Here is a 22925-nt window from a genome sequence, read left to right as displayed (position 1 = left end):
GACCTCGGTATGAACACAAACAGACTAGTACCGCCCATTTTGAGTGTGTTGTGATCAAGCCGTCGCGGCTTCCTCATGCCTTCCGGGTCGCGGCCGCCTCGTGGAGGAGGGTGGTGAAGGTCCGGGCGGCCGGGGTGAGGGAGTGGTCGGACATGCGGACCAGGAGGATGCGGCGGACCGGGGCCGGGGGCTGGAGGGGCAGGGCGGTGACGCCGGGGCGCGTGCCGTCCAGGGCGAGGGTCGGAGCGAGGGCGACGCCGATGCCGGCGGCGACCATGGCCTGGGCTTCCTGGTAGTCGTGGGCCTCGTAGGCGATGTGAGGCTCGAAGCCGGCGGCGCGGCAGCCGCGGACGAGTGCTTCGGCCACCGGATGGCGGTCGGCGCGGGTGATCCAGGGATCGTGGGCGAAGTCGGCGAGCGAGGCGGAGTCTCGGCCGGCGAGGGGATGGCGGTCGGCGACGAGCAGGGCCGGCGGGTCGTCGAGGAGCGGGGTGATGGCGATGTCCTCGCGGTCGATGCGACTCCAGTCGTAGTCCCACATCAGCGACATCTCGATCTCACGGTTCTCCAGCATCGTCCAGAGCCCGGCGATGCGGGCGCTGCGGACGGTCAGCCGTACGTCGGGATGGGCGTCCCGGAAGGCGATCACAGCCTGCGGGAGGAGCGAGGCGCCGACGGTGGGGAACGTGCCGATGCGCAGGGTGCCCGCGCGCAGGCCGGCGAAGTCGGCGAGTTCGTTCTCCGCGGCCCGCAGTTCACGTTCGATCCGCTGCCCCCGTTCGGCCAGCGCGCGCCCCGCGTCGGTGAGGGTCACGCCCCGGGCGTGACGTTCGAGGAGGGGCTGGCCCGCCTCCGCCTCCAGGCGGCTGATCTGCTGCGACACCGCTGACGGGGTGTAGCTGAGGGCGCGGGCCGTCGCGGTGACCGAGCCCCGCCGGGCGACCTCCGTGAACAGCAGGATGCGCCGGACGTCGAGCATGCCACCACCTCCAGCGTTCACCACAGCTTAATAGCCATGCAGATTTCCGAGATTGTACTTCACGCTGCCGTAACCCACCGTGGAGGAACCCCGCACGGCGAGACCGTCGGCGGACCCCCCTTTCCACGTCCGTGAGGAGTCGGTTGTGCTGCGTCTGATGGGCGAGATGATCCGCGGAGGAACCAGCAAGTGCTGGATCTTCGAGCACGGCGACGTGGCCGCCACGGGCGTGGACGTCGACACCCTCCTGCTCGCCGCGTTCAACGCCGCCGACCCCCGCCAGATCGACGGAGTGGGCGGCGCCTCGTCCACCACGTCCAAAGCCGCCGTCGTACAGGAGTCGACGCGGTCCGGTGTCGACGTCGAGTACGCCTTCGCGCAGGTCGGCATCGGCGACGAGCGTGTGGAGTGGGCCAGCAACTGCGGCAACTGCGCCAGTGCCGTGGCCCTGTACGCCGTCCACCACGGTCTGGTGCCGATCACGTCGGACACGACCACCGTCCGCATGCTCAACGTCAACACCGGCGCCCGCCTCACCGGCACGATCCCCACGCCCGCCGGTGTGGCCCCCGAGGAGGGCACGGCCGTGGTGCCGGGCACCTCGGCGCCGGGCGTGCCGGTGCTGCTCGGGTTCCAGGACCCGGCGGGATCGACGACCGGGCGGGCCCTGCCGACCGGCCGGGCGCTGGACGAGCTGGCCGGCCCGGCGGGTCCCGTCGAGGCGTCCCTGGTGGACGCCGGCGCGCCGGCCGCGCTGTTCGAGGCCAAGGCGTTCGGCCTCGACGGCACGGAGTCCGTCACCGCGTTCGCTCCCGCGGTCCCCGCCCTGACCCTGCTGCGCCGCCGGGCGGCGCTGGCGATGGGTCTGGCCCGCGCGGGCGATCCGGTCAGTCACGCGGTGCCGAAGGTGGGCGTCGTGGCCCGCCCCGCCCCCTATCGCACGTCACATGGCACACTCGTCGACCAGGACGAGTACGACCTGGCCGTCCGCATGGTCTCCATGCACGCGCCGCACCCGGCGATCGGCCTGACCTCCGCCGTGGCCCTGGCCACGGCAGCCGCCACCCCCGGCACCCTCGCCCACCGCGTCGCCCGGCAGACCGCCGACGGCACGCTGCGACTGGGCACCCCCGCCGGCGTGATCACCACCCGCGCCGTGCCCGCGCCCGGGAGCGCGTCCCCCACGGTGCTGCTGCACCGCGCCGCCCGGCGTATCGCCCGAGCCGAACTCCTCGTCCCCGTTCTGGAAGGACGCCCCGCATGAGCCGCAACGAAGCCGCCCCGGGTACCGTCACCGCACCGCCCGGCCGTGTCCGCCGGACGCTGTCCCACCTCTACGTGCAATGTCTGGTCGCCGTTCTCCTCGGCGCCGCCGTGGGCTGGCTGTGGCCGTCCGTCGGCGCCGAACTCAAGCCGCTCGGCGACGGGTTCATCGCGCTGGTGAAGATGTTCATCGCGCCGGTCGTCTTCTGCACGGTCGTCCACGGCATCGCCTCCATGGGCAACGCCCGCGCGGTCGGCCGCGTGGGCCTGAAGGCCCTGGTCTACTTCGAGGTGCTGACCACGGTGGCCATGGTGATCGGCCTGGCCGTCGTCAACGTCGTCAAGCCGGGCAGCGGTCTGCACATCGACCTGTCGACCCTGTCGACGGAGGGCCTGCCGCCGGAGGCGACCGCGACGCACGAGGGCTTCGCCGGGTTCCTCCTCGGCATCGTCCCCGACACCCTGGTCAGCGCCCTGACCGGCAACGAGATCCTGCCGGTGCTGCTGGTGTCGGTGCTGTTCGGCTTCGGCCTGCACGCGAGCGGGGAAGCCGGGCTGGGCATCGCCGGGGGCATCGAGAAGTTCTCCACGGTCCTGTTCACCCTGATCCGCTGGGTCATGCGGCTGGCCCCCGTCGGCGCGTTCGGCTCGATGGCGTTCACCATCGGCAACTACGGCCTGGGCACCCTGCGCCATCTGGCGCTGCTGGTCGGCTCGTTCTGGCTCACCGCGCTCTTCTTCGTCCTGGTCGTCCTCGGGACGGTGATGCGCCTGAACGGGCTGCGGCTGCTGCCCTTCCTCCGTTACATCAAGGAGGAGCTGCTGATCGTCCTGGGCACCTCCTCCACCGAGCCGGTCCTGCCGCGCATGATGGCCAAGCTCCAGCACGCGGGCGCGTCGAAGCCGGTCGTCGGCATCACGCTGCCCGCCGGGTACTCCTTCAACCTCGACGGCACCGCCATCTACCTGACCATGGGCTCGGTCTTCCTCGCCCAGGCCCTCGGCATCGACCTCAGCCTCACCCAGCAGCTGACCATGCTCGCCGTCATGCTGCTCACCTCCAAGGGCGCCGCGGGCGTCACCGGCTCCGGCTTCATCGCCCTGGCCGCCACCCTCAGCGCCGTGCCCCATGTCCCGGTCGCCGCCCTCGCGTTGATCTTCGGCATCGACCGGTTCATGTCCGAGGCCCGCGCCCTGACCAGCCTGGTCGGCAACGGTGTCGCCACCCTGGCCGTCGCCCGCTGGGAGGGCGAGCTCGACGAGGACCGCGCGAAGGCCGTGCTGCGCGGCGAGATCCCCTACGCCCCCGCCCCTTCCGCGGCGACGGCCGAGCCCGGCCCGAAGACGGCGCCCGCACCGGCCCTCGACCCGGTCCCCGCGGCGAGCTGACGTCCCCCTGCGGGCGGGCCGGCCGGGAGCGCACGCTCCGGGCCGGCCCGCCGCACGCAGGAGGCAGGGGTTCACCGCTGTCCGGCCGCCGCACGGCCGGTCGGTGCGATCGGTCACCATGACGGCATGGACGTACCCGAACTGCTCGAAGCGGCAGGCCTTCTGATTCCGGAAGGGGCCGCCACCGCGAACGCGATCACCGTGAGCGACGTCTGGGACTACCTCGCCCACGACGAGTGGGAGGTCGCCCTCGGTCTGCTGGAGGAACTCGGGGACGACCGCCCGCAGCCGCCGGCCTTCTGGCGGACGCTCGCCGAAGCGGCCGAGCAGCTCCGTCTGGAGCGGAGTGCGGCCTGGTGCCGTTGGCGCTGCTCCGAGACACGTCAGGGTGTGGTGCGAGCGGAGCTGACGCTCCGGCCGGCCGGCTCGACGTTCCGCAAGGGGCCCGTCCCCGGCCCCGGCGTGCTGCGGCCCATGTGGGACATCGGACGCCGGCTGCCCACCGGGGAGGCGTCGCTGTGCATCGGCGGTCTCTGGGTGGAGTGCACGCCCTTCCTGAAGCTCGGCGAGCGGGCCACGGTCCGCATCGTCCCTCTGACGCCCTCGCTGTGGACGGACGTCCACGTCGGCCAGGAGATCACCATGCACGAAGACCGAACGGTGACCGCCGGCGCCGTCGTCCTGGAGGTCCGGCCGCCGGCGGTCGGCGCGCCGGGCGGCTGACGGGCGCACCGCCTCCGCGCGTCGAGCGGAGGCGGCGGAATACCGCGCCGCCGGACCTGGTTGTCTGCCGCGAAGGAGGTCACGAGTGGACACGACATACGAGGCGGCGTACGACTCCGCGTACTACGCCCACGGGACGCCGGCCGAGCGGTGGGAGCGGGCGCAGCTGTTCTTCGCGGCGAAGGAGTACGCCGCCGCGGCACGCGTCCTCGCGGGGCTCGTCGAGGAGGCGCCGGAGGAGACCGGGCCGCGGCTGCTGCTGGCCCGCGCCTACTACCACTCGGCCCAACTGCGGCGCGCGGAGACCGAGTTGCGGGTGATCGTAGAGCGTGACCCGGTGGAGGGGTACGCCCGGCTGATGCTGGGCCGCACCCTGGAGCGGCAGGGGCGGCACGCGGAGGCGCGACCGCATCTGCGTCTCGCCTCGGCGATGGCGGGCGACTTCCCGGAGGTCTGACATACGCGAGGGCGGCCCGGCGGTGGACTCCACCGCCGGGCCGCCACACGTGTGCGGGCGTCTCAGACCGCCGTCCGCCGCCCCCGCCGGTGCGCGATCTCGCCGAGGACGACGTCCACGACGAGGAACGCGGCCAGCGGTATCCCGAGCAGCGGCACGAAGTAGCCGAGCGCGGCGATCACCGCCATCAGCGGGACGAGGACGTACGGCGGGACCTGCGCCCACGCGCCGCGCGGGATCGGCCGGCCGAAGGAGTTGCCGCGGCCGCGCTGCCACCACATGCGGTAGCCCCAGACGATGAGCAGGATCAGCGCCAGCGCGAGCAGCATCAGGGCGATCTGGTTGACCAGGCCGAACAGCACCCCGGTGTGCAGGTCGATGCCCCAGCGCGTCAGCTTGGCGAGCACCGGATGGTCGTCGAACCTGAGCACGTCGGTGACCTCGCCGGTGGACGGGTCGACCGCGACGGCGTCCTGCTTCGTGGGCCAGCTGCGCTGCACCTGCTTGACGACGTACGCCGACCCGGCGTCCGCGGGCGGCACGATCTCCACCGGGTCGCCCAGGCCCTCGGCGCGGGCGGCGGCCAGAACCTTGTCGAGGCCGACGCCGTGCTCGCCGTTGCCGCCGTCGCCGCCGGCGGCGTCATGGCCGGCGTGGTCGCCTCCGCTCGCCGCCGCCGAGATGGACGGCGTGGCGCCGCCGAGCGAGGAGCGCAGGTCGTCGATGCTCGTGCCTGCGTACTGCGACCAGGTCAGACCGGTGGCCGACAGGAAGAGGAAGCCGGCCGCGGTCCACACGCCGACCGTGCCGTGCAGGCCCAGGGTGCGCCGACGGCCGCTCGTGCCGCGGACCTTGCGCAGGGCGCGGCGGCGGGAGAACCACAGCACGAGGCCGCCGCCCGCGATCACCCACAGCCAGCTGGCGGCGAACTCGCTGTAGAGGCGGCCGTTCTCACCGAGGTGCAGGTCGCGGTGGAACTCGTCGATCCAGGTGCGCAGCGGCAGCGCGCCGGTCGAGCCGTACTGTTCGAGGCCGCCGCGCACCTCGGCGGTGTAGGGGTCGACGAACACGGCGAAGGTGTGGGTGGCGGCCACGCCCTCGACGCCGGAGAGCATGACGCGGGTGGTGGCGTCGTCCTCCGGGGAGGGCCGCACCGCCGTGACCGTGCCCTCGGGGTACGCCTTGCGGGCGGCGGCCACCTGCTCGGAGATCGGCCGCTCGGTCCCACCGGCCGGCACGGTCAACTCGTGGGCGTAGACGAACTTCTCGACTTGGAACGCGCCCGCGTACAGGAAGCCGGTGACGGCGGCGACGAGCAGGAAGGGGGCGACGAACACACCGGCGTAGAAGTGCAGTCGGAGCACCAGAGGGCGCAACGGTGCCCAGGGGCCACGGGGCTTGGGTGCGGGCGCCGAGGACTGCGGGGCCTCGTCCGTGGTGTGCGGAGGTGCGGTGGACATCGGCGGGCTTCTCCGGGGGTCGAGTACAAGTTCGAGGGCACGGTCGGCGAGGTGATCGGCAGACACGCCGTCGGCCGTGACGTAACCAGTGGTCGGGCCGGGGACGCGCCGAGTTCCCGCGCGCCGAAGTGACCTGCGTCACAAGGGAGTCGAGCCGTGGCATGCTGGTGTGATGGCATCTCCCAGCCCCCGCGCTCCCCTTGCCGAGCGGGTCGAGGAACTCCTCGCCCCCGGCGGCCCGTTGCCCATCGTCGCGGCCGGCGACCCGGTCCTGCGCGCCGGCGCCGAGCGCTACGACGGCCAGTTGGGCCCCGCGTTGCTGGCCCGCTTCGTGGAGGCGCTGCGCATCACCATGCACGCGGCGCCCGGGGTGGGTCTGGCCGCGCCGCAGGTGGGGGTGGGGCTGCGGATCGCGGTGATCGAGGATCCGGCGCCGGTGCCCGAGGAGGTGCGGGTGGCCCGGGGCCGGGTGCCGCAGCCGTTCCGGGTGCTGGTCAATCCGTCGTACGAGCCGGTCGGGAGCGTCCGCGCCGCGTTCTTCGAGGGCTGTCTGAGCGTGCCGGGCTGGCAGGCGGTGGTGGCCCGGCCCGCCGAGGTGCGGCTGACGGGCGCGGACGAGGCCGGCCGGCCGCTGGACGAGGTGTTCGGCGGGTGGCCCGCCCGTATCGTCCAGCACGAGACGGACCACCTCGACGGCGTGCTCTACCTCGACCGGGCCGAGCCGCGCTCGCTCGCCGCCAACCAGGCGGTGCTGGAGCGCTGGGCGCAGCCCACGCCGGAGAAGGCGGCGCGGGAGCTGGGCTTCGACCTGCCCTGAGGCCCCGTCACCGATGCGACCTGCCCTGAGGCCCCGTCACGGGGTCTCAGGCGTCCCGGAAGGCCTCCAGCAGGCGCAGCCACACCTCGCTGATCGTCGGGTAGGACGGGACGGCGTGCCACAGCCGGGAGAGGGGGACTTCTCCGGCGACCGCGACCGTGGCCGAGTGGATCAGTTCACCGACGCCGGGCCCGACGAAGGTCACCCCGCGCAGGATCTCCCGTTCCAGGTCGACGACCATGCGGGCGCGGCCCTTGTAGCCGTCGGCGTACAGGCCCGCCCCGGCCACGGAGGAGAACTCGACGTCGACGGCGCGGACGCGGTGGCCGGCCTGTTCCGCCTCGGCGAGCGAGAGGCCCACCGCGGCGGCCTCGGGGTCGGTGAAGACGACCTGCGGTACGGCGTGGTGGTCGGCGGTGGCGGTGTGCGGTCCCCACGGTTCGCCGTCCTGGCCGGTGCCGGGGGCGGGCGCTCCGCCGGCGCGGGCCGCGATGGCGGCGCCGGCGATCCGGGCCTGGTACTTGCCCTGGTGGGTGAGGAGGGCGCGGTGGTTGACGTCGCCGACGGCGTAGAGCCAGTCGGTGCCGTTGACGCGCAGGCTGTCGTCGACGGACAGCCAGGAGCCGGGTTCCAGGCCGACCGTGTCGAGGCCGAGGTCGTCGGTGCGCGGGGCGCGGCCGGTCGCGAAGAGGATCTCGTCGGCCTCGAAGCGGTCGCCCTGGTCGGTGACGGCGACGACGACGCCGTCCTGCCGGGTGACCGACTGCACCGAGGCGCCCGTGCGCAGGTCGACGCCGGCTTCGGTGAGCGCCTCGGCGACCAGCTCGCCCGCGAAGGGCTCCATGCGGGGCAGCAGGCCCTTGCCGCGGACCAGGACGGTGACCTCGGAGCCGAGGGCGCGCCAGGCGGTGGCCATCTCGACGGCGACGACGGAGCCGCCGACGACGATCAGGCGGGCGGGCGCGGTCTTGGCGCTGGTGGCCTCCCTGCTGGTCCAGGGCCGGACGTCCGCGAGGCCGGGCAGTGGGGGCAGCTGGGCGCGTGTGCCGGTGCACACCGCGACGGCGTGCCGGGCGGTCAGGGTCCGCTCGCCGCCGTCGGGCGCGGTGACCGTGACCGTGCGTTCTCCGGAGAGGCGGCCGTGTCCGCGGTAGAGGTCGGCGCCGATGCCGTCCAGCCAGGCGACCTGGCCGTCGTCGTTCCAGCCGGAGGTCTTGTGATCGCGGTGGGCGAGGACCGCCGCGGTGTCGAGGGGGCCGTGGACCAGGTGGGCCAGGCCGGGCACGCGGCGGGCGTCGGCGCGGGCGATGACCGGTCGCAGCAGGGCCTTGCTGGGCATACAGGCCCAGTACGAGCACTCGCCGCCGACGAGTTCGCTCTCGACGACCGCGGTGGTGAGGCCGGCCGCGCGGGTGCGGTCGGCGACGTTCTCCCCCACGGGTCCGGCCCCGAGCACAACCACGTCGTACAGGTTGGTTTCCGTTTCCGTCATGGGGTCAGTCTGGTGGGTGGTGTGCGAGGTGGCCACACGGGTAGGGGCGCGGAATATCCGACCGGCCGGCCGCGTTGTGCGGGCGGCTTCACCCCATGTCAGGACGCACCCTGGCAGAAGACACCGGGAAGAGGTAACACGCCATGAGCAGCACCGTGGAGCTCACCAAGGAGAACTTCGACCAGACGGTCCTGGAGAACGACTTCGTCCTGATCGACTTCTGGGCGACTTGGTGCGGGCCGTGCCGTCAGTTCGCGCCGGTCTACGAGCAGGCCGCCGAGGACAACCCGGACCTGGTGTTCGGCAAGGTGGACACCGAGGCGCAGCCGGAGCTGGCAGCGGCGTTCGGCATCCAGTCGATCCCGACGCTGATGATCGTCCGGGACCGGGTCGCGGTCTTCGCGCAGCCGGGCGCGCTGCCCGAGTCCGCCCTCACGGACGTCATCGGGCAGGCCCGTGAGCTGGACATGGACGAGGTCCGCAAGTCGATCGAGGAGCAGCAGGCCGCACCCGAAGGCCAGTGACCTCGGGACGGCCGCCCCTCGCGAAGGGTGCGGCGGCCGCCCGAGCCGCCTGCCGGCACGTCGTCTCTAGAAGGGGTACGGCGCCACGTCGCCGCGTACCGTCGTCCAGCGCACGTCGGTGAAGGCCTCCAGGTTGGCCTCGCCGCCGAAGCGGGCGCCGGTGCCGGAGGCGGCGATCCCGCCGAAGGGCGCGACGGCCTCGTCGTTCACGGTCTGGTCGTTGATGTGGACGATGCCGGTGGGGATGCGCTCGGCGAGGTCGAGTCCGCGGGCGGCGTCCCTGGTGACGATGCCCAGGGAGAGTCCGTAGGAACTGGCCGCGGCCAGGGCGGCGGCCTCGTCGGGGGTGCTGAAGGCGCGCACCGGGGCGACGGGGCCGAAGACCTCCTCCGCGTAGGCGGGGGTGTGGTCGTCGACGCCGGCGAGGACGGTCGGGCGGTAGAAGCGTTCCTCGTGCGTGCCGCCCGCGGCGAGCTTGGCGCCGGCGGCGGTGCTGGCCTCCACCAGGCCGTGGACCTTGGCGAGTTGGCCGTCGTCGATGAGCGGGCCGAGGTGGACGTGCGCGCGGTGCGGGTCGCCGACGGCGAGTGACTCCGCCTTCGCGGCGAGCCGTTCGACGTACTCCTCGTAGAGCGAGGCGTGCACGAGGTGGCGGCCGGTGGTCATGCAGATCTGGCCCTGGTGGAAGAAGGAGCCCCAGGCGGCGGTGGAGATCACCGCGTCGAGGTCGGCGTCCTCCAGCACGACCAGGGCGGAGTTGCCGCCGAGTTCGAGGTGGGCGCGCTTGAGGTGGCGGCCGGCGGCCTCGCCGACCGCGCGGCCGGCCGCGGTGGAGCCGGTGAAGGAGATCACCGGGACGAGCGGGTCGGCGACCAGGGCCGCGCCGGTCTCCGCGCCGCCGGGCAGGACGTGCAGCAGCCCTTCGGGCAGTCCCGCCGCGGCGAAGACGGCGGCCAGGGAGAGGCCGCCGCAGACGGCGGTGCGCGGGTCGGGCTTGAGCACGACGGCGTTGCCGAGCGCGAGGGCGGGCGCGACGGAGCGGATGGACAGGATCAGCGGCGCGTTGAACGGGGATATCACGCCGACGACGCCGACCGGGACCCGCCGGGTGTACGACAGCCGGGGCGCCTCGCTGGGCAGTACCTGGCCGGCCGGGCGGGAGGCGAGGGCGGCGGCCTCGTAGCACTCCTGGGCGGCGACGTGGAGCTCGAAGTCGGCCTTGCCGGGGACGGATCCGGACTCACGCACGATCCACTCGCGCAGTTCCCCGGCGTGCTCGGTGAACAGGTCGCCCGCCTTGCGCAGCACGCCGGCGCGGACGAAGTGCGGCAGACGGGCCCACTCGGCCTGGGCGGCGCGCGCGGCCTCGGCGGCCGGGGCGACGTCCGCGGCGTCGGCCAGGGCGACCGTGCCCAGGGTGTCGCCGGTGGCGGGCTCGGTGACGGTGTGCCGGGGGCCGGACAGCGCGCGGGGCTGCCAGGACGTGGGGTCGAGCAACGGCATGAAGGCTCTCCGATCAGTGACCCGCGGGACTCACTCGGGGAGCTGAAGTCCCGTGTAGTTCGCCGCCTGTTCGGCGGCCGCGTGGCGGGATGAGGTGATCCGGCGCAGCCGTGCGAGCTGCATCCGGTGGTCGAACGCATCCCCATCTAGTTGAGCGTGCAACATCCTAGTCATGCGCGGGAGAAGTACGGTGCCTTCCGTACGCGTTCCGGACAGGGGCGTGGTCGCGTCGACGGCCGTGTCCGTGACCGGAGTCGGACCCCGCACCTGCGCGGTGTCCGTGGATCAGGTGGAGTCGCGGTGCACCACCGTGGCCTCGAAGAGTTCGTGCGACTCGGGCGCCGCGCCGGGGTTGCGGACGGCCCGGTCGACCAGTTCGGCGAGGTCGCGTCCGGAGGGCAGCGCGATCCGGACGGTGCTGAGCCGGGGGCGCAGCAGCCGGCCGAGCATCAGGTCGTCGGCGCCGATGACCGCGGTGTCCTCGGGGACGCGTACGCCCTCGTCCTGAAGGGCGCGCATCAGCAGCATGGCGTACTCGTCGTTGTAGGCGTAGACCCCGTCGACCCCGAGGGCGGCCCAGCGGGCGGCGAGCGCCGCCGCGGACTCCTCGGTGTGCGCGAGGGGCAGCTCGACCACGGTGGCGTCGGTGCCGTCGAGCGCCTCGCGGGCGCCGCGGAGGCGGGGCCGGGAGAACATCTCCAGGCCGCGTTCCCGGGGGACGACCACGCCGATGCGGCGTCGGCCGCGGGCGTGGAGGTGCCGGGCGGCGCTGCGGCCGACGCCCGCGTGGTCCAGCAGCAGCGCGTGGGCGCCGTCGACGGCCTCGGAACCGACGGTGACGACGGCCCGGGCGCCGGAGCGCTTGAGCACCGCCACGCCTTCGGGACCGAGCCCGGGGCCAGGGACCAGGACGGCGACCGGCCGCAGCTCGGCCCAGGCGCGGGCGGCGTCGTCGCCGCGCATCCCGTCGGCGCCGTACTGCACGACGATGTAGTCCAGGCGGCTGAGTGCGCCCTGGAAGTCGTGCACGAACTGGCTGTAGAGGGGGCCCGCCGGGACGGGCGGGGCGGGCATGAGGACCATGCGGCTGTGCCCGGCGCGCAGACTGCGGGCGGCCGCGTGCGGCACGTACCCGAGGTCCTTGGCGGCCTGGTGGACGCGGCGGCGGGTGGGTTCGCTGATCCGTACGGCGCTGGTGTTGTTCAGCACGTAGGAGACGGTCGCGCGGGAGACGCCGGCCAGGCGGGCCACGTCGGCGCTCGTGGGTACGGAGCCCGGCGCCGGCGATCCCGGCACGGGCGCGTTCGGTAATTGCACCATGACGAGCGCATTTTGACAGAAGCGGTCACTCCGCGACCCGGCGGGTCCGCATGGGTCCCGCCGGACTCCCCACGGAGGGAAGGCATATGACGTCCGGTCAGCTCCCGGTGACCCGGTCGACCAGGTCGCTCCAGCCGGCCTCCAGCCGCTCCTGCGGCATCCCGCACTGGCGGGTCAGGTGGTGGATCAGGACCGGGTTGAGGTAGCCCAGCAGCGTGTGGGCGAGGAGTTCGGCGTCGGCGCCCGGGACGGCCTGCCTGAGCAGCAGCACGACATGGCCGTGGTGCAGACGGCGCACCCCCACCGAGTACCTGCGCTCCGCGCCCGGCTCGGCGGCCAGCTGGAGGTCCAGCTCGTCGGCGGCGCGCCGCAGCATGGCCACGCCGAACGCGCGCAGCCGCTCCACGGGCGGCGCGCCGGGGCCCAGCGGCGGGGGGCCGGTGAGGAAGGCGGCCTGGAACTTCCTCTCGGAGTGGTCCAGGAGTGCCGTCAGGAGTCCGGTCCGGTCGCCGAATCGCCGGAAGACGGTTCCCTTGCCGACGTTCGCCGCGGCGGCCACGGCCTCCATGGTCACCGCGGCGGCGCCGTGCTCGGCGATGAGGCGGGCGGCCGCGTCCAGCAGCCGGGCCCGGTTGCGGGCCGCGTCGGCGCGCAGACAGGGCTCGTCCTCGGCCGGTCCGAGCTGCAGCAACTCGGGCTCGCCGGTGATCTCCTCGGGACTCGGGAAGGGGGTGAGAGCGGCGGACATGAACTCAGCGTAAAGCACCGGGAATGAAACTGGACCGCGGTCCGGTTATGGTGGTACAACGATAAACGGACCCCGGTCCGGATCGTTACGGCAATGTTTCAGCCTCTGGGAGAGTCAGTCATGTCTGTTCGCATCCTCGCGCTCGTCGGCAGCCTCCGCGCCGGTTCGACCAACCGCCAGCTCGCCGAGGCGGCCGCCAAGCTCGCCCCCGAGGGCGCCGAGGTCGAGCTCTACGAGGGCCTGGCCGAGATCCCCTTCTACAACGAGGACATCGACGTCGAGGGCAGCGTCCCCGCCGCGGCCGCCAAGCTGCGTGAGGCCGCCCAGGCCGCCGACGCCTTCCTGCTCTTCTCGCCGGAGTACAACGGCACCATCCCGGCCGTCCTGAAGAACGCGATCGACTGGCTGTCCCGGCCCTACGGCGCCGGCGCCTTCGCCGGCAAGCCCGCCGCCGTGGTCGGCACCGCCTTCGGCCAGTTCGGCGGCGTCTGGGCGCAGGACGAGGCCCGCAAGGCCGTGGGCATCGCCGGCGCCCGGGTCATCGAGGACCTCAAGCTGTCCATCCCCGGCTCGCTGACCCGCTTCGCGGAGACCCACCCGGCGGACGACGCCGAGGTCGCCGCGCAGCTGACCGAGGTCGTCGCCCGTCTGCACGGCCACGCGGGCGAGGTCGCGGCCGCCTGAACGGCGTGACGGCGCGGCACAGCCGTGGAAGGGCCCGGGAACGCCTCCGGGCCCTTTTCCGTTTCCGGTGACGGGGAACGCCTCCAGGCCCTTTCCGGTGCCGGGGAACGCCTCCGGGCCTCGTCCCGTTCTCGGTGACGCCGCCGCGGTGTCCTGCGCGGTCACCCGCCGGACGGCGGGCAGCTCCCGCCGGACGGCGGCGGTGCGGCGGGCGGCACCGGGCGAATGATGGGTCACGGAAAGCCACCGGCGGCACCGGCCGTCGGGGCCGTGAGCCGCGTGAGCCGACGCGTGCGTCCACGAGTCTGCGCGTGTCCGTGTGACGCGGCGCGTGTCGTGTGAGGAGAAGCCATGACGTCCACCCCGCCGCCGTTCGACCCGGAACTCGCCGCCGCGTTGGAGCTGATCAAGGACGTGATCCAGCCCGGCATGAACCCGGAGGACATCGACGCCGTCCGCCAGGGCCCCGGCATCGCGCTGCTGGCCGACCTGGACCTGACCCAGGGCGGCGCGTTCGAGGCCGAGGACCGGACGGTGCCGGGGCCCGAGGGCGCGCCCGACGTCTCGCTGCTGATCTGCCGCCCCGCCTCCCCCGCGCCCGACCGCCCGCGCCCCGTCGTCTACCACGTGCACGGCGGGGGCATGGTGCTCGGCGACAACCGGGTCGGCGTGGACGTGGCCCTGGACTGGGCGCGCGAACTGGACCTGGTCGTGGTGTCCGTGGAGTACCGGCTGGCACCGGAGAACCCGCACCCCGCGCCGGTGGAGGACGTGTACGCCGGGTTGCTGTGGACCGCGGAACACGCCAAGGAGCTGGGCGGGGACCCCGAGCGGATCGTGATCGCCGGGGCGAGTGCGGGCGGCGGGCTGTGTGCCGCGCTCGCCCTGCTCCTGCGCGACCGGCGGGGGCCGCGCCCGCTCGGCCAGCTGCTGATGTGCCCGATGCTGGACGATCGCAACGACACGCCCTCCGCCCGTCAGATGGCGGGCCTCGGCGTCTGGGACCGCACGGCCAACGAGACCGGATGGGGCGCCCTGCTCGGGGCGGAGCGCGGCGGCCCCGGCGTCTCCCCGTACGCGGCGCCGGCCCGCGCCGAGGACCTGTCGGGACTGCCGCCCGCCTTCCTCGACGTGGGCTCCGCCGAGACGTTCCGCGACGAGGTCGTCGCCTACGCCTCCCGGATCTGGCAGGCCGGCGGGGTGGCCGAACTGCACGTGTGGCCGGGCGGCTTCCACGGCTTCGACGGCTTCGCCCCGCAGGCCGCGCTCTCCCGGACGGCCCGCACGGCCCACGTCGACTGGCTCCGCAGACTGCTGGCGGAGTAGAGCGTCCGGCCGGCCCCGCAGGTTCGGCGCTCCCGACGGCGGGGCGGTCGCACCCCTCCTGCTCCGGGGAGACGTGGCGCATGATGACCGTATGAAAGAGCTGGCCGGACGGCTGACAGCGCTGGATCCCGACGCCGGCGCCGCCGTGCGGGTGATCGCCTACTTCGACCGGCTGGCCGAGGCCCGGGCCGGGGTGGAGGCGCTCGTGCGCGGGGCCGCCGTGCTCGCCGGGGTCCCCGCGCGGCTCGTCGACGCCGAGCGGCGGGTGCGGGTCCGGGTGGAGGCCGACGGCGCACGGCGGGACTCGGCCTCGCCGCCCGACGCCGGCTGGCCCTCGGCCGGGCTGACGCCGGGCGGGTCGCCGGCGCTCTGGCTGGAGCGGACCGGGGCGGCGCCCAGCGTCGTCGACGCCGTGATCCTGGAGCGGGCCGCCGGCGCGATCCGGCTCGTCCTGGACCGTACCCGCGGCCGGGCTCCGCTGGAGGACCCGGCGCTGGTCGAGACGCTCCTGGACGCGACGGCGTCCGACGCCGCCCGGCTGCGCGCGGCCCGTGCGCTCGGTCTCGACCCCGCCGCGCCGGCCCGTGCGCTGGCCACGCCCGACGGGCGGCCCCGCGTGCTGCCCGCCACGGCCGGTGGGCCGGTGGCGTCCACGGGGCGCGCGGGTGTCGGCCCGGCCGTCGCCGTGCTCGACCTGCCCCGCTCGTGGACGGCCGCCAGCACCGCGCTGCGCTTCGCCGCGGAGGGCACGCCGCAGGATCCCGGCCCACGGGTGGTGTACGCCGACGAGCTCGGCGGGCTCGCCCTGCTGGCCGACCTCGCGGCGCCCGGGGCCGAGACCCCGCCCGATGTGAAGGCCCTGGAGGCGGCCGCCGTGGACGCTCCGTGGATGCTGGCCACGCTGTACGCCGTCACCGCCACGACGAGCCTGCGGGCGGCCGCCGCCGAGATCACCGTCCACCACTCCACGCTCCAGGACCGGCTGACCCACGCCGAGCACCTGCTGGGCTGGCCGGTCCGCAGTCCGCAGGGCCGTCTGCGTCTCCACCTCGCGCTGACGATGCGCCGGCTGCTGACGCGACCGTAGGCGACGAACTCTCCCGGCAGGCCTCGCTGGTCAGGGAGCGGGGCGCAGGCCCGTCCCGCCCGCGCGTCAGGTGGGGTGGAGCAGGAGGAGGGCGATGTCGTCGCTGCGGGGCGCTGAGCGGCGGGCATGGTGGACGATGCGGTCGGCGAGGGCGTCCATGGCGCCGGGTCGGGCCCGGGCGAGCTCGCGGGTGAGGTCCTCGACCGCGTCGTCGAGGTCGATGCCGGGCGCCTCGACGAGTCCGTCGGTGTAGAGGACCAGGACCGAGCCGGGCGGCAGGCGCACCTCGGTGGACGTGTAGCCGGCGTCGGGGTCGATGCCCAGCAGGAGTCCGGGCGGCGGGCGCAGGACCTCGGCGCCGCCGTCGGGGCGGCGCAGCAGTGGCGGCGGGTGCCCGGCGGCGGCCAGGCGCGCGCGGTGCTCGGCGAGGTCGAGGTGGACGTAGAGACAGCTGGTGAAGAGCCCGGGGTCGAGGTCGGTCAGCAGCCGGTTGGTGCGGGCGAGCACCTCGTCGGGAGGCGCGCCGGCGGTGGCGTGGACGGCGGTGCGGACTTGGCCCATGAGGGCGGCGGCGCTCACGTTGTGCCCCTGGACGTCGCCGATGGCGGCCGCCGCGGTGGCGTCGCCGAGCGGGATCAGGTCGTAAAAGTCGCCGCCGACGTCCATGCCGCGGGTGGCGGGGAGGTAGCGGGCGGCCACCTCCAGGCCCCGGACGCGGGGCAGCGTGTGGGGCAGCAGACCGGCCTGGAGGTCGTGGGCGAGCCGGTGCTTGGTGTCGTAGAGCCGGGCCCGGTCGAGGGCCTGGGCGATGAGTCCGGCGGTGGAGCTGAGGGCGGCGCGTTCCTCCGGGGCGAAGGGGCGGGGACGGTCGTAGGCGAGGACGAGCGAGCCGACGGGGCGTCCGGAGGTGATCAGGGGCAGGAAGGCCCAGGCGCCCATGCCGTCCTGGTGGACCGCGGGCGGATACGCGCGCCTCAGGTCGGCGAAGCTGGCGAAGAAGGCGGGGACGCCGGTGGTCAGGGCGTGCACGGCGGGGGTGTCGGAGGTGAGCGGGGCGGCGTCGAAGCGTTCCATGAGCTCGGGGGTGTAGCCGCGGTGTCCGATGATGTGCAGCCGGCCCTCCTCCGCCGTCATCAGGGCGAGGGCCCCGGCGCCGAAGGCGGGCAGGACCTGGTCGGCGACCTGGTCGACCACATCGCGTACGCCGACGGCCTCGGTGAGCGTGGCCGCCAGATGCATCAGGTGGTACAGCGTCGCCGCCCGCCCCGGCGTGGCGGGGACCTGCGCACGCGGCCGGGGCGGGTCACCGGCCGGAGCGTGGGCGTGCGCCGAGTGCGCGGGGTTGATGCGCACGCTGATGCCCGAGGCGTCCGGGTCCAGACGGAAGGAGAGCCAGCGGTCCGGTGGGCGCAGCGCGATGAAGGACACCGGCTCCCGGCTGAGCACGGCCGCCCGGTAGCTGTCCTCGGCGGTCGGCTCGTCCAGCCAGGGCAGGGCCTCCCACGGTTTGGCGCCCAGCAGTCCCGTGACGTCGGCGCCGAGCAGGGCGGCGGCCCCGGTGCTGACGAAGGTGACCCGGCCCTGCACGTCCAGCGAGCAGCATCCGCCGGGGACGCGCTCGGCGAAGTCGACGGCCGCCTGCGCCTCGTCCGGCCCCGCGGTGCGGGCCCGCGGCGCGGGCAGCATCGACGGCTCGGCGGCGGGCCGCATCGGGCGGCCGTCGGCGGCGGCCCGCCGCAGGCGCCGGCCCAGACGGTCGCAGACGGTCCCGATCGCCTCCCGTTCCGCGGGAGTGAGCTGGGGCGGGTGCGCGGCGGGCCACTGCAGGACCAGGCCGCCCCAGGCGTCCGCGCCGGTGACGACGGGAGCGGCGGCGAGCGCGAAGCGGTACGGCACGACGAGCGCCAGGCGCGGGTAGCGGCGGGCCAGTTCCTCCCGGCCGCTCACCCACACCAGTCGTCGCTCGCGCACGGCGTCGGACACGGGCGAGGCCGACGCCAGGGGCACCTGCGCCCAGGACCGGGAGATGTCCCAGGGGACGCCGCCCAGCACGGCGAGCCGCAGCACGTCCTCGCCGGCTTGCAGCAGGTACAGCGCGATGACGGAGGCGCCGGTCCGGCGGGCGGCCTCGACCAGGCAGGGCTTCAGCGCCTGCGGACCGCTGTCCCGGCCGACGGCGCCGGCCTCCGGCACTGCGTCACCCTCGTCCCCCATGTACGGACCATAAGCCCGTGGCGGAGCGGCGGCATCCGGTGCCGGGGGCGGCGTGACGCGGGCGGAGCGGGGCGGGGTCCCGGCCGCGTCGACACCGCGTGGGGCGTTCCGCCTCCCCCCGGCAGACGTTACCGTTCGGTAGACAACGCGCTCCCGGAGGTGTCCCGCAATGACGCTCGACCGTTCCGCAGGCCTGGTGGAGACCGCCCGCGCGCTGGCCGCGGGCGAGGTGTCGTCCCGCACGCTCGTCGAGCGGTCGCTCGCCAGGATCGAGGCCACCCAGGACTCCCTGAACGCCTTCCGGATCGTCCGCGCCAAGGCCGCGCTCGCCGAAGCCGAGGCGGCCGACCGGGAGCTGGCCGACGGAGTGCGCAAACCGCTGCTCGGGGTGCCGGTCGCGGTGAAGGACGACATGGACGTGGCGGGCGAGCCGACCGCCTTCGGCTGCCGGGGCGAGCACCCGGCGGTCGCCGAGGACGGAGAGGCGGTACGGCGGCTGCGCGCGGCCGGCGCGGTCATCGTCGGCAAGACCAACACCTGCGAGCTCGGGCAGTGGCCGTTCACCGAGGGTCCGGCCTTCGGCGCGACCCGCAACCCGTGGAGCACCGGGCACACCCCGGGCGGCTCCTCCGGCGGTTCGGCGGCGGCCGTGGCGGCGGGACTGGTACCTGCCGCGCTCGGCTCGGACGGGGCCGGCTCGGTCCGCATCCCGGCCTCCTGGACCCATCTCGTCGGCGTCAAACCGCAGCGCGGGCGCATCTCCACCTGGCCGCGCGGCGAGTCGTTCCAGGGCATCACCGTGAACGGCACCCTGGCCCGGACCGTGGCCGACGCGGCCCTCCTCCTGGACGCGGCGAGCGGCAACCACGAGCGGGACCCGCACCGGCCGCCCGCCGTCGAGGCCTTCGCCGCGGTGGGCCGCGACCCCGGCCGGCTGCGCGTCGCGCTCGCGCTGAAGCCGCCGTTCACCGCGGTGCCGGCCCGGCTGCTCCCCGAGGTCCGCGCCCGCGTCGTCGAACTCGCCGAGAAACTGGCGGGGTTGGGGCACTTCGTCGAGGAGGCCGACCCGCCGTACGGGCAGATCGGGCTGGCCTTCGTGCCGCGGGCGACCGCGGGGATCGCCGAGTTCGTCACCGAGTCGCCCTTCCCCGCCCTGCTCGACCGGCGCACCCACGGCGCCGCCCGCCTGGGCCGGCTCCTGGGCGGCGCACCGCTGCGGGCGGCGCGGCGCGCGGAGGCGGTCCTGCACCGCCGTATCGGCGGCTTCTTCGACGGGTACGACGTCGTCCTCGCGCCGACCACCGCCGCGCCGCCGCCGCGGATCGGGGCCATGGCGCGGCTGAGCGGGTTCGCCACCGACCGCGCGATGATCGCCGCGTGCCCGTACGCCTGGCCGTGGAACGTGCTGGGCTGGCCCGGCGTGAACGTGCCGGCGGGCTTCACGCCCGGCGGGCTGCCGGTCGGGGCGCAGCTCCTCGGCCCGGCGAACAGCGAGCCGCTGCTGCTGTCGCTCGCCGCGCAGTTGGAGGCGGAGCTGCGCTGGCACGAGCTGTGGCCGCCGCGTCCGGAGCCGGAACCGGCCATGGACGTCACGGCCGGATGACCACGTTCCTCACGGCCGGATGACCACGTTCCGCCCGTACGCTGGCCGTATGGACGATGCGTCGATGGTCGGGCTGATGGGGCGGGTCACCGGGACGGTCGGGCCGGGCCTGGTGGGCGAGGTGATCGTCCGGGTGCGCGGCGGCGCCGAGCACTTCCTCGCCCATCCGGCGAACGGCGCCGGCCGCATCGCGCCGGGCACGGTGGTGATGGTCGTGGAGTATCTGCCGCCGAGGACCGTCTACGTGACACAGGCGTACGACGGCTGAGCCGCTCGCGGCGTGTTCGGGCAAGGCGGTCGTCAAGACTGCGACAAGGATCCGTCAGCGGCTTCATAACGGGCTCGCGCAGGCGCACACTCCCTTCGTTCGGCGCTGACAGGGCGCCATTCGAAGGGGGCGTATGCCGATGTTCATCGGCGTCGTGGCAGGGGCGGCGGTCGTCGCCGTCCTCGTGCTGATCGGTCTGTTCAAGATGATGTGGCGGGTCGCGGAACCCAACGAGGCACTCGTCATCTCCGGCTCCACCCACCGTACGGAGGGGCTGGAGGCGGGGATGGGCTTCCGGATCGTCACCGGCAGGGGCACGCTGGTGCTGCCCGGCGTGCAGGTGGTGCGCAAGCTGTCGCTGGACCTCAACGAGACGGAACTGCACGTGGATTGCGTCACGCACCAGGGCATCCCGCTCAAGGTGAGGGGCGTGGTCATCTTCAAGGTGGGCGACGACTTCGTGTCCATCGCCAACGCGGCGCGGCGGTTCCTGGACCAGCAGAAGCTGATGTCGGAGCGGGTGCACAACGTGTTCGCCGGTCATCTGCGGTCCATTGTGGGCGGGTTGACGGTCGAGGACATGATCCGCGACCGGGAGAAGCTCACCGGGCAGACGCGGGCCGCGTGCGGCACGGAGATGGAGAAGCTGGGTCTGATCGTGGACTCGCTGCAGATCCACGAGATCGAGGACCCGACCGGGTACATCCAGAACCTGGCGATGCCGCACGCGGCGGCGGTGCAGCGGGACGCGCGCATCGCGCAGGCGGAGGCCAACCGGCTGGCCACGGAGGCGGAGCAGCAGGCGTCGGCGCGGATGGCGGAGGCCACCCGGGACAGCGAGATCCTCCAGGCCGGCTACCAGGCCGAGCGGGACAAGGCGGCCGCGGCGGCGCGCCAGGCGGGCCCGCTCGCCGAGGCGGGCGCCCGTCAGGAGGTCGTCGTCCAGGAGACCCGGGTCGCCGAGCTGGAGGCGCACCGACGCGAGCAGCAGCTCCAGGCGGACGTCCGCAAGCCCGCGGACGCGAAGGCGTACGAGAAGCGGACGCTGGCCGAGGCCGAGCGCGACGCCCGCATCTCGGCGGCGCAGGCCAAGGCGAGGGAGACGGAGCTGGCGGCCGCGGCGGAGGCGACGCGGGTCAAGGCGGCCGCGGGCGCCGAGGCCGAGGCGACGAAGTCGCGGGGCGCGGCGACGGCGGCGGCGACCCGGGCCACCGGTGAGGCCGAGGCGGCCGCCGCCCAGGCCAAGGGGCTCGCGCAGGCCGAGGCGGCCCGGGCGAAGGGCCTCGCGGAGGCGGAGGCGATCAAGGCGCGCGCCGCGGCCCTCGCGGAGAACCAGGAGGCCGTCGTCGCCCAGCAACTCGCCGAGAACTGGCCGGAGATCGTCCGCGCGGGCGCGTCCGCCTTCGGCAGCGTGGACAACATGGTGCTGCTGAACGGGGCTGACGGCATGGCCGAGTTGTTCGCCAAGGCGCTCACGATGGGCGGGACGGGTCTGGGGCTGGCGCGTCAGCTGCTGGCGTCCATGAACCAGCCCGGGACGGCCGCACAGACGGCCTCCCTCAACGGCGTCCCCGCGCCTGCGGCCCCGCCGTCAGGGCAGAAGGTGCCCGTGGACGGAGTGTGACACGTCGCGCCACGGGGGCCGCCCAGCGCCCGGAAAGGGGCACGGCCTAGGGTGCCCCCGTGAGCGCCTTCACCGATGAACACGTCCCCGGCCGTTCCGGCCCCTCCGCCACCACGGAGGCCGACCCCCGTGAGGTCGGCCGGGTGCGCACCGAGTACTCCCCCGCCCACGACGGCGACCCCGATCCGGGCGAGATCGTCTGGACCTGGGTGCCCTACGAGGAGAACGACGGGCGGGGCAAGGACCGGCCGGTGCTCGTCGTCGCCCGCGAGGCGGCCGGGACGTTCCTCGCCGTGCAGTTGTCGAGCAGGCGCCATGACGGGGACCGGGAGTGGGTGCCGATCGGGAGCGGGCCGTGGGACCGGTCCGGGCGCGAGTCGTGGGTGGACGTCGAGCGGGTGCTGCGCCTGCACGAGGGCGGCATGCGCCGCGAGGCCTGCGCCCTGGACCGCATGCGGTTCGGCCTGGTCCGCCGCCGCCTCCACGAACGCTACGGCTGGACCTGAAACGCCTGCTCGAAGGCGCCCAGCGCCCGCTGTCCCGGCGTGCGGTCCAGCACGGCGAACACGATCTGGCCGAAGGCCCGCTCGAACCGGCCGCCGGGGCCCAGCAGCGCCCGGAACGCGGCGGCCACCTGCGCGGGGTCGTTGCGGAACACCCCGCAGCCCCAGGCGCCGAGGACGAGCCGGTCGTAGCCGTACGCCACGGCCGTCTCCAGCACCCGCTCGGCCCGCACGGCCAGCGCCCCCGGCAGTTCCCCGGCCCGCTCCGGTTCCGTGCGCAGCACCACCCCGGCGTTCGGCGCGGCGGCGGCGAGGAAGCCCACGGTGCGGGGCTCGTCCAGGAGCCGGCCCCGGTCGTCCCGGAAGACGGGCACCGCCGGCGCGTGAATCACCCGGTCGGAGTAGAACGGGTCCCGGTGTGCCCGGTGGTGGTCGTAGAACCCGCGGGCCTGGAGCAGACATGTGTGGAGCGCCGAGGCCCGGCAGAGGGCCTCCTCCTGCGCCTGGGCGCCGTTGAGGTAGCCGCCGCCGGGATTGCGGGCCGAGGCGAAGCCGAGCACGGCGACGGACGCGCCCGTGCCCTCCGCCTGGTCCGCCCCGTCCGTCAGGCGGCGGGCGGCCCGCAGGCTGCTCTCGCCGGTGACCTCGATGTGCGGCCGCCGGGCTCCGGCGGCGGGCAGGGCGGAGGCGGGGAGCGGGACCGGGCCGGGGCCGGTCATCCGGGTCCCGGCCCGCGCGGCCTCGACGGCCGCCGCCAGCGGCACCTCGCGTCCGTCGGACGCGCGGTAGGAGCCCGCCGCGACGATCTCCTCCGTCTCGCGCGCGATGCCGCGCAGCCGCGCGCTCATGGCGCCACCCCCGTGGACGCCACAGCCGCGGGCCGCGCGGCAGCCCGCGCCCCGCACCTCTCCCCCGTCGTGCTCACGCACGCATCGTCAGCG

At 74.6% G+C, this 22925-nt stretch carries 21 protein-coding genes and 1 pseudogene; 13 read left to right on the top strand and 9 right to left on the bottom strand.

Features of this window, described 5'->3' with window-relative positions; genetic code table 11:
* Positions 1 to 73 precede the first annotated feature (73 nt).
* Complete coding sequence (locus ACFYXA_RS05095; protein WP_351098433.1) at positions 74 to 979, bottom strand: LysR family transcriptional regulator; 906 nt, start codon at positions 977 to 979, stop codon at positions 74 to 76.
* A gap of 145 nt (positions 980 to 1124) precedes the next feature.
* Here ACFYXA_RS05095 and ACFYXA_RS05090 point away from each other — a divergent pair, with 145 nt between their 5' ends.
* From ACFYXA_RS05090 to ACFYXA_RS05075, 4 genes are all read left to right on the top strand, one after another.
* Positions 1125 to 2243, top strand: coding sequence for a PrpF domain-containing protein (locus ACFYXA_RS05090; protein WP_389028239.1), 1119 nt, complete (start codon positions 1125 to 1127; stop codon positions 2241 to 2243).
* Positions 2240 to 3631, top strand: coding sequence for a C4-dicarboxylate transporter DctA (gene dctA, locus ACFYXA_RS05085; RefSeq protein WP_352247577.1), 1392 nt, complete (start codon positions 2240 to 2242; stop codon positions 3629 to 3631). The genes ACFYXA_RS05090 and dctA overlap by 4 nt, the downstream gene beginning before the upstream one ends.
* Before the next feature lie 126 nt (positions 3632 to 3757).
* Positions 3758 to 4354 carry a hypothetical protein gene (locus tag ACFYXA_RS05080; protein ID WP_352253582.1) on the top strand — a complete coding sequence of 199 codons (597 nt, stop codon included), beginning with the start codon at positions 3758 to 3760 and terminating at the stop codon, positions 4352 to 4354.
* Positions 4355 to 4439: 85 nt separating this feature from the next.
* Positions 4440 to 4811: a tetratricopeptide repeat protein gene (locus ACFYXA_RS05075; protein WP_352253580.1), complete on the top strand. Its 372-nt coding sequence runs from the start codon at positions 4440 to 4442 to the stop codon at positions 4809 to 4811.
* Positions 4812 to 4873: 62 nt separating this feature from the next.
* Here the strand turns inward: ACFYXA_RS05075 and ACFYXA_RS05070 are convergent, their stop codons facing one another.
* Positions 4874 to 6271 carry a PepSY-associated TM helix domain-containing protein gene (locus ACFYXA_RS05070; protein WP_389028236.1) on the bottom strand — a complete coding sequence of 466 codons (1398 nt, stop codon included), beginning with the start codon at positions 6269 to 6271 and terminating at the stop codon, positions 4874 to 4876.
* 172 nt (positions 6272 to 6443) lie between these two features.
* On the opposite strand from ACFYXA_RS05070, the gene ACFYXA_RS05065 reads away from it, so the two are divergent.
* A complete protein-coding gene (locus ACFYXA_RS05065) occupies positions 6444 to 7088 on the top strand; it encodes a peptide deformylase (protein WP_389028234.1) in 645 nt (214 codons plus the stop codon).
* A gap of 46 nt (positions 7089 to 7134) precedes the next feature.
* On the opposite strand, the gene ACFYXA_RS05060 is transcribed toward ACFYXA_RS05065, so the two are convergent.
* Positions 7135 to 8580 carry a dihydrolipoyl dehydrogenase family protein gene (locus tag ACFYXA_RS05060; protein WP_389028232.1) on the bottom strand — a complete coding sequence of 482 codons (1446 nt, stop codon included), beginning with the start codon at positions 8578 to 8580 and terminating at the stop codon, positions 7135 to 7137.
* 143 nt (positions 8581 to 8723) lie between these two features.
* On the opposite strand from ACFYXA_RS05060, the gene trxA reads away from it, so the two are divergent.
* The gene (gene trxA, locus ACFYXA_RS05055; RefSeq protein ID WP_351098425.1) at positions 8724 to 9104 is read left to right on the top strand and encodes a thioredoxin; all 381 of its coding nucleotides are present in this window, start codon (positions 8724 to 8726) and stop codon (positions 9102 to 9104) included.
* A gap of 66 nt (positions 9105 to 9170) precedes the next feature.
* Here trxA and ACFYXA_RS05050 read toward each other — a convergent pair whose 3' ends face one another.
* From ACFYXA_RS05050 to ACFYXA_RS05035, 4 genes and pseudogenes are all read right to left on the bottom strand, one after another.
* The gene (locus tag ACFYXA_RS05050; RefSeq protein WP_389028229.1) at positions 9171 to 10607 is read right to left on the bottom strand and encodes an aldehyde dehydrogenase family protein; all 1437 of its coding nucleotides are present in this window, start codon (positions 10605 to 10607) and stop codon (positions 9171 to 9173) included.
* Positions 10608 to 10637: 30 nt separating this feature from the next.
* Positions 10638 to 10781, bottom strand: a pseudogene (locus tag ACFYXA_RS05045) (4-hydroxybenzoate 3-monooxygenase); the annotation flags it as partial.
* 111 nt (positions 10782 to 10892) lie between these two features.
* Positions 10893 to 11927, bottom strand: a complete 1035-nt coding sequence (locus ACFYXA_RS05040) for a LacI family DNA-binding transcriptional regulator (protein ID WP_389028227.1) — start codon at positions 11925 to 11927, stop codon at positions 10893 to 10895.
* Between the two features lie 97 nt (positions 11928 to 12024).
* Positions 12025 to 12675 carry a TetR/AcrR family transcriptional regulator gene (locus ACFYXA_RS05035; RefSeq protein ID WP_389028225.1) on the bottom strand — a complete coding sequence of 217 codons (651 nt, stop codon included), beginning with the start codon at positions 12673 to 12675 and terminating at the stop codon, positions 12025 to 12027.
* A 120-nt stretch (positions 12676 to 12795) separates the two neighbouring features.
* Between ACFYXA_RS05035 and ACFYXA_RS05030 the strand changes: the two genes are divergently transcribed.
* The 3 genes from ACFYXA_RS05030 to ACFYXA_RS05020 all read left to right on the top strand — a co-directional run bounded on the left by ACFYXA_RS05030 (position 12796) and on the right by ACFYXA_RS05020 (position 15772).
* Entirely contained in the window at positions 12796 to 13359 is a 564-nt protein-coding gene (locus ACFYXA_RS05030; protein WP_351098419.1) for an NAD(P)H-dependent oxidoreductase, read from the top strand.
* Positions 13360 to 13710: 351 nt separating this feature from the next.
* Positions 13711 to 14685 carry an alpha/beta hydrolase gene (locus tag ACFYXA_RS05025; RefSeq protein WP_389028221.1) on the top strand — a complete coding sequence of 325 codons (975 nt, stop codon included), beginning with the start codon at positions 13711 to 13713 and terminating at the stop codon, positions 14683 to 14685.
* A gap of 91 nt (positions 14686 to 14776) precedes the next feature.
* Positions 14777 to 15772, top strand: coding sequence for a helix-turn-helix domain-containing protein (locus tag ACFYXA_RS05020; protein ID WP_389028219.1), 996 nt, complete (start codon positions 14777 to 14779; stop codon positions 15770 to 15772).
* A 66-nt stretch (positions 15773 to 15838) separates the two neighbouring features.
* On the opposite strand, the gene ACFYXA_RS05015 is transcribed toward ACFYXA_RS05020, so the two are convergent.
* Positions 15839 to 17986 (bottom strand): SpoIIE family protein phosphatase, encoded by a 2148-nt coding sequence (locus ACFYXA_RS05015; RefSeq protein WP_389028217.1) that lies wholly within the window; start codon positions 17984 to 17986, stop codon positions 15839 to 15841.
* A gap of 169 nt (positions 17987 to 18155) precedes the next feature.
* Here ACFYXA_RS05015 and ACFYXA_RS05010 point away from each other — a divergent pair, with 169 nt between their 5' ends.
* The 4 genes from ACFYXA_RS05010 (at position 18156) to ACFYXA_RS04995 (ending at position 21987) form a co-directional block, all read left to right on the top strand.
* Positions 18156 to 19589 (top strand): amidase, encoded by a 1434-nt coding sequence (locus ACFYXA_RS05010; RefSeq protein WP_389028215.1) that lies wholly within the window; start codon positions 18156 to 18158, stop codon positions 19587 to 19589.
* A gap of 49 nt (positions 19590 to 19638) precedes the next feature.
* Positions 19639 to 19857: a hypothetical protein gene (locus ACFYXA_RS05005; protein WP_352253522.1), complete on the top strand. Its 219-nt coding sequence runs from the start codon at positions 19639 to 19641 to the stop codon at positions 19855 to 19857.
* Between the two features lie 133 nt (positions 19858 to 19990).
* On the top strand, positions 19991 to 21481 hold the full coding sequence (locus tag ACFYXA_RS05000) for an SPFH domain-containing protein (RefSeq protein ID WP_352253520.1): 1491 nt from the start codon (positions 19991 to 19993) through the stop codon (positions 21479 to 21481).
* 59 nt (positions 21482 to 21540) lie between these two features.
* Positions 21541 to 21987, top strand: coding sequence for a type II toxin-antitoxin system PemK/MazF family toxin (locus tag ACFYXA_RS04995; protein ID WP_351098415.1), 447 nt, complete (start codon positions 21541 to 21543; stop codon positions 21985 to 21987).
* Here ACFYXA_RS04995 and ACFYXA_RS04990 read toward each other — a convergent pair.
* Complete coding sequence (locus tag ACFYXA_RS04990; RefSeq protein ID WP_389028212.1) at positions 21972 to 22832, bottom strand: TIGR02452 family protein; 861 nt, start codon at positions 22830 to 22832, stop codon at positions 21972 to 21974. The genes ACFYXA_RS04995 and ACFYXA_RS04990 overlap by 16 nt on opposite strands.
* Positions 22833 to 22925: the final 93 nt, after the last annotated feature.

This window comes from Streptomyces sp. NPDC002566 (assembly GCF_042889585.1).
Lineage (GTDB): Bacteria > Actinomycetota > Actinomycetes > Streptomycetales > Streptomycetaceae > Streptomyces.
The sequence above is the reverse complement of the archived record's forward strand: the minus strand, read 5'-3'. Positions and strand labels throughout refer to the sequence as shown.

Coding starts and splice junctions, on each gene's coding strand:
- trxA (WP_351098425.1), top strand. CDS start 8,724: ATGAGCAGCACCGTGGAGCTCACCAAGGAGAACTTCGACCAGACGGTC.
- ACFYXA_RS05080 (WP_352253582.1), top strand. CDS start 3,758: ATGGACGTACCCGAACTGCTCGAAGCGGCAGGCCTTCTGATTCCGGAA.
- ACFYXA_RS05020 (WP_389028219.1), top strand. CDS start 14,777: ATGAAAGAGCTGGCCGGACGGCTGACAGCGCTGGATCCCGACGCCGGC.
- ACFYXA_RS05005 (WP_352253522.1), top strand. CDS start 19,639: ATGGACGATGCGTCGATGGTCGGGCTGATGGGGCGGGTCACCGGGACG.
- ACFYXA_RS05070 (WP_389028236.1), bottom strand. CDS start 6,271: ATGTCCACCGCACCTCCGCACACCACGGACGAGGCCCCGCAGTCCTCG.
- ACFYXA_RS05030 (WP_351098419.1), top strand. CDS start 12,796: ATGTCTGTTCGCATCCTCGCGCTCGTCGGCAGCCTCCGCGCCGGTTCG.
- ACFYXA_RS04990 (WP_389028212.1), bottom strand. CDS start 22,832: ATGAGCGCGCGGCTGCGCGGCATCGCGCGCGAGACGGAGGAGATCGTC.
- ACFYXA_RS05025 (WP_389028221.1), top strand. CDS start 13,711: ATGACGTCCACCCCGCCGCCGTTCGACCCGGAACTCGCCGCCGCGTTG.
- ACFYXA_RS05015 (WP_389028217.1), bottom strand. CDS start 17,986: ATGGGGGACGAGGGTGACGCAGTGCCGGAGGCCGGCGCCGTCGGCCGG.
- ACFYXA_RS05060 (WP_389028232.1), bottom strand. CDS start 8,580: ATGACGGAAACGGAAACCAACCTGTACGACGTGGTTGTGCTCGGGGCC.
- dctA (WP_352247577.1), top strand. CDS start 2,240: ATGAGCCGCAACGAAGCCGCCCCGGGTACCGTCACCGCACCGCCCGGC.
- ACFYXA_RS05000 (WP_352253520.1), top strand. CDS start 19,991: ATGCCGATGTTCATCGGCGTCGTGGCAGGGGCGGCGGTCGTCGCCGTC.
- ACFYXA_RS05050 (WP_389028229.1), bottom strand. CDS start 10,607: ATGCCGTTGCTCGACCCCACGTCCTGGCAGCCCCGCGCGCTGTCCGGC.
- ACFYXA_RS05065 (WP_389028234.1), top strand. CDS start 6,444: ATGGCATCTCCCAGCCCCCGCGCTCCCCTTGCCGAGCGGGTCGAGGAA.
- ACFYXA_RS05010 (WP_389028215.1), top strand. CDS start 18,156: ATGACGCTCGACCGTTCCGCAGGCCTGGTGGAGACCGCCCGCGCGCTG.
- ACFYXA_RS05095 (WP_351098433.1), bottom strand. CDS start 979: ATGCTCGACGTCCGGCGCATCCTGCTGTTCACGGAGGTCGCCCGGCGG.
- ACFYXA_RS05035 (WP_389028225.1), bottom strand. CDS start 12,675: ATGTCCGCCGCTCTCACCCCCTTCCCGAGTCCCGAGGAGATCACCGGC.
- ACFYXA_RS05040 (WP_389028227.1), bottom strand. CDS start 11,927: ATGGTGCAATTACCGAACGCGCCCGTGCCGGGATCGCCGGCGCCGGGC.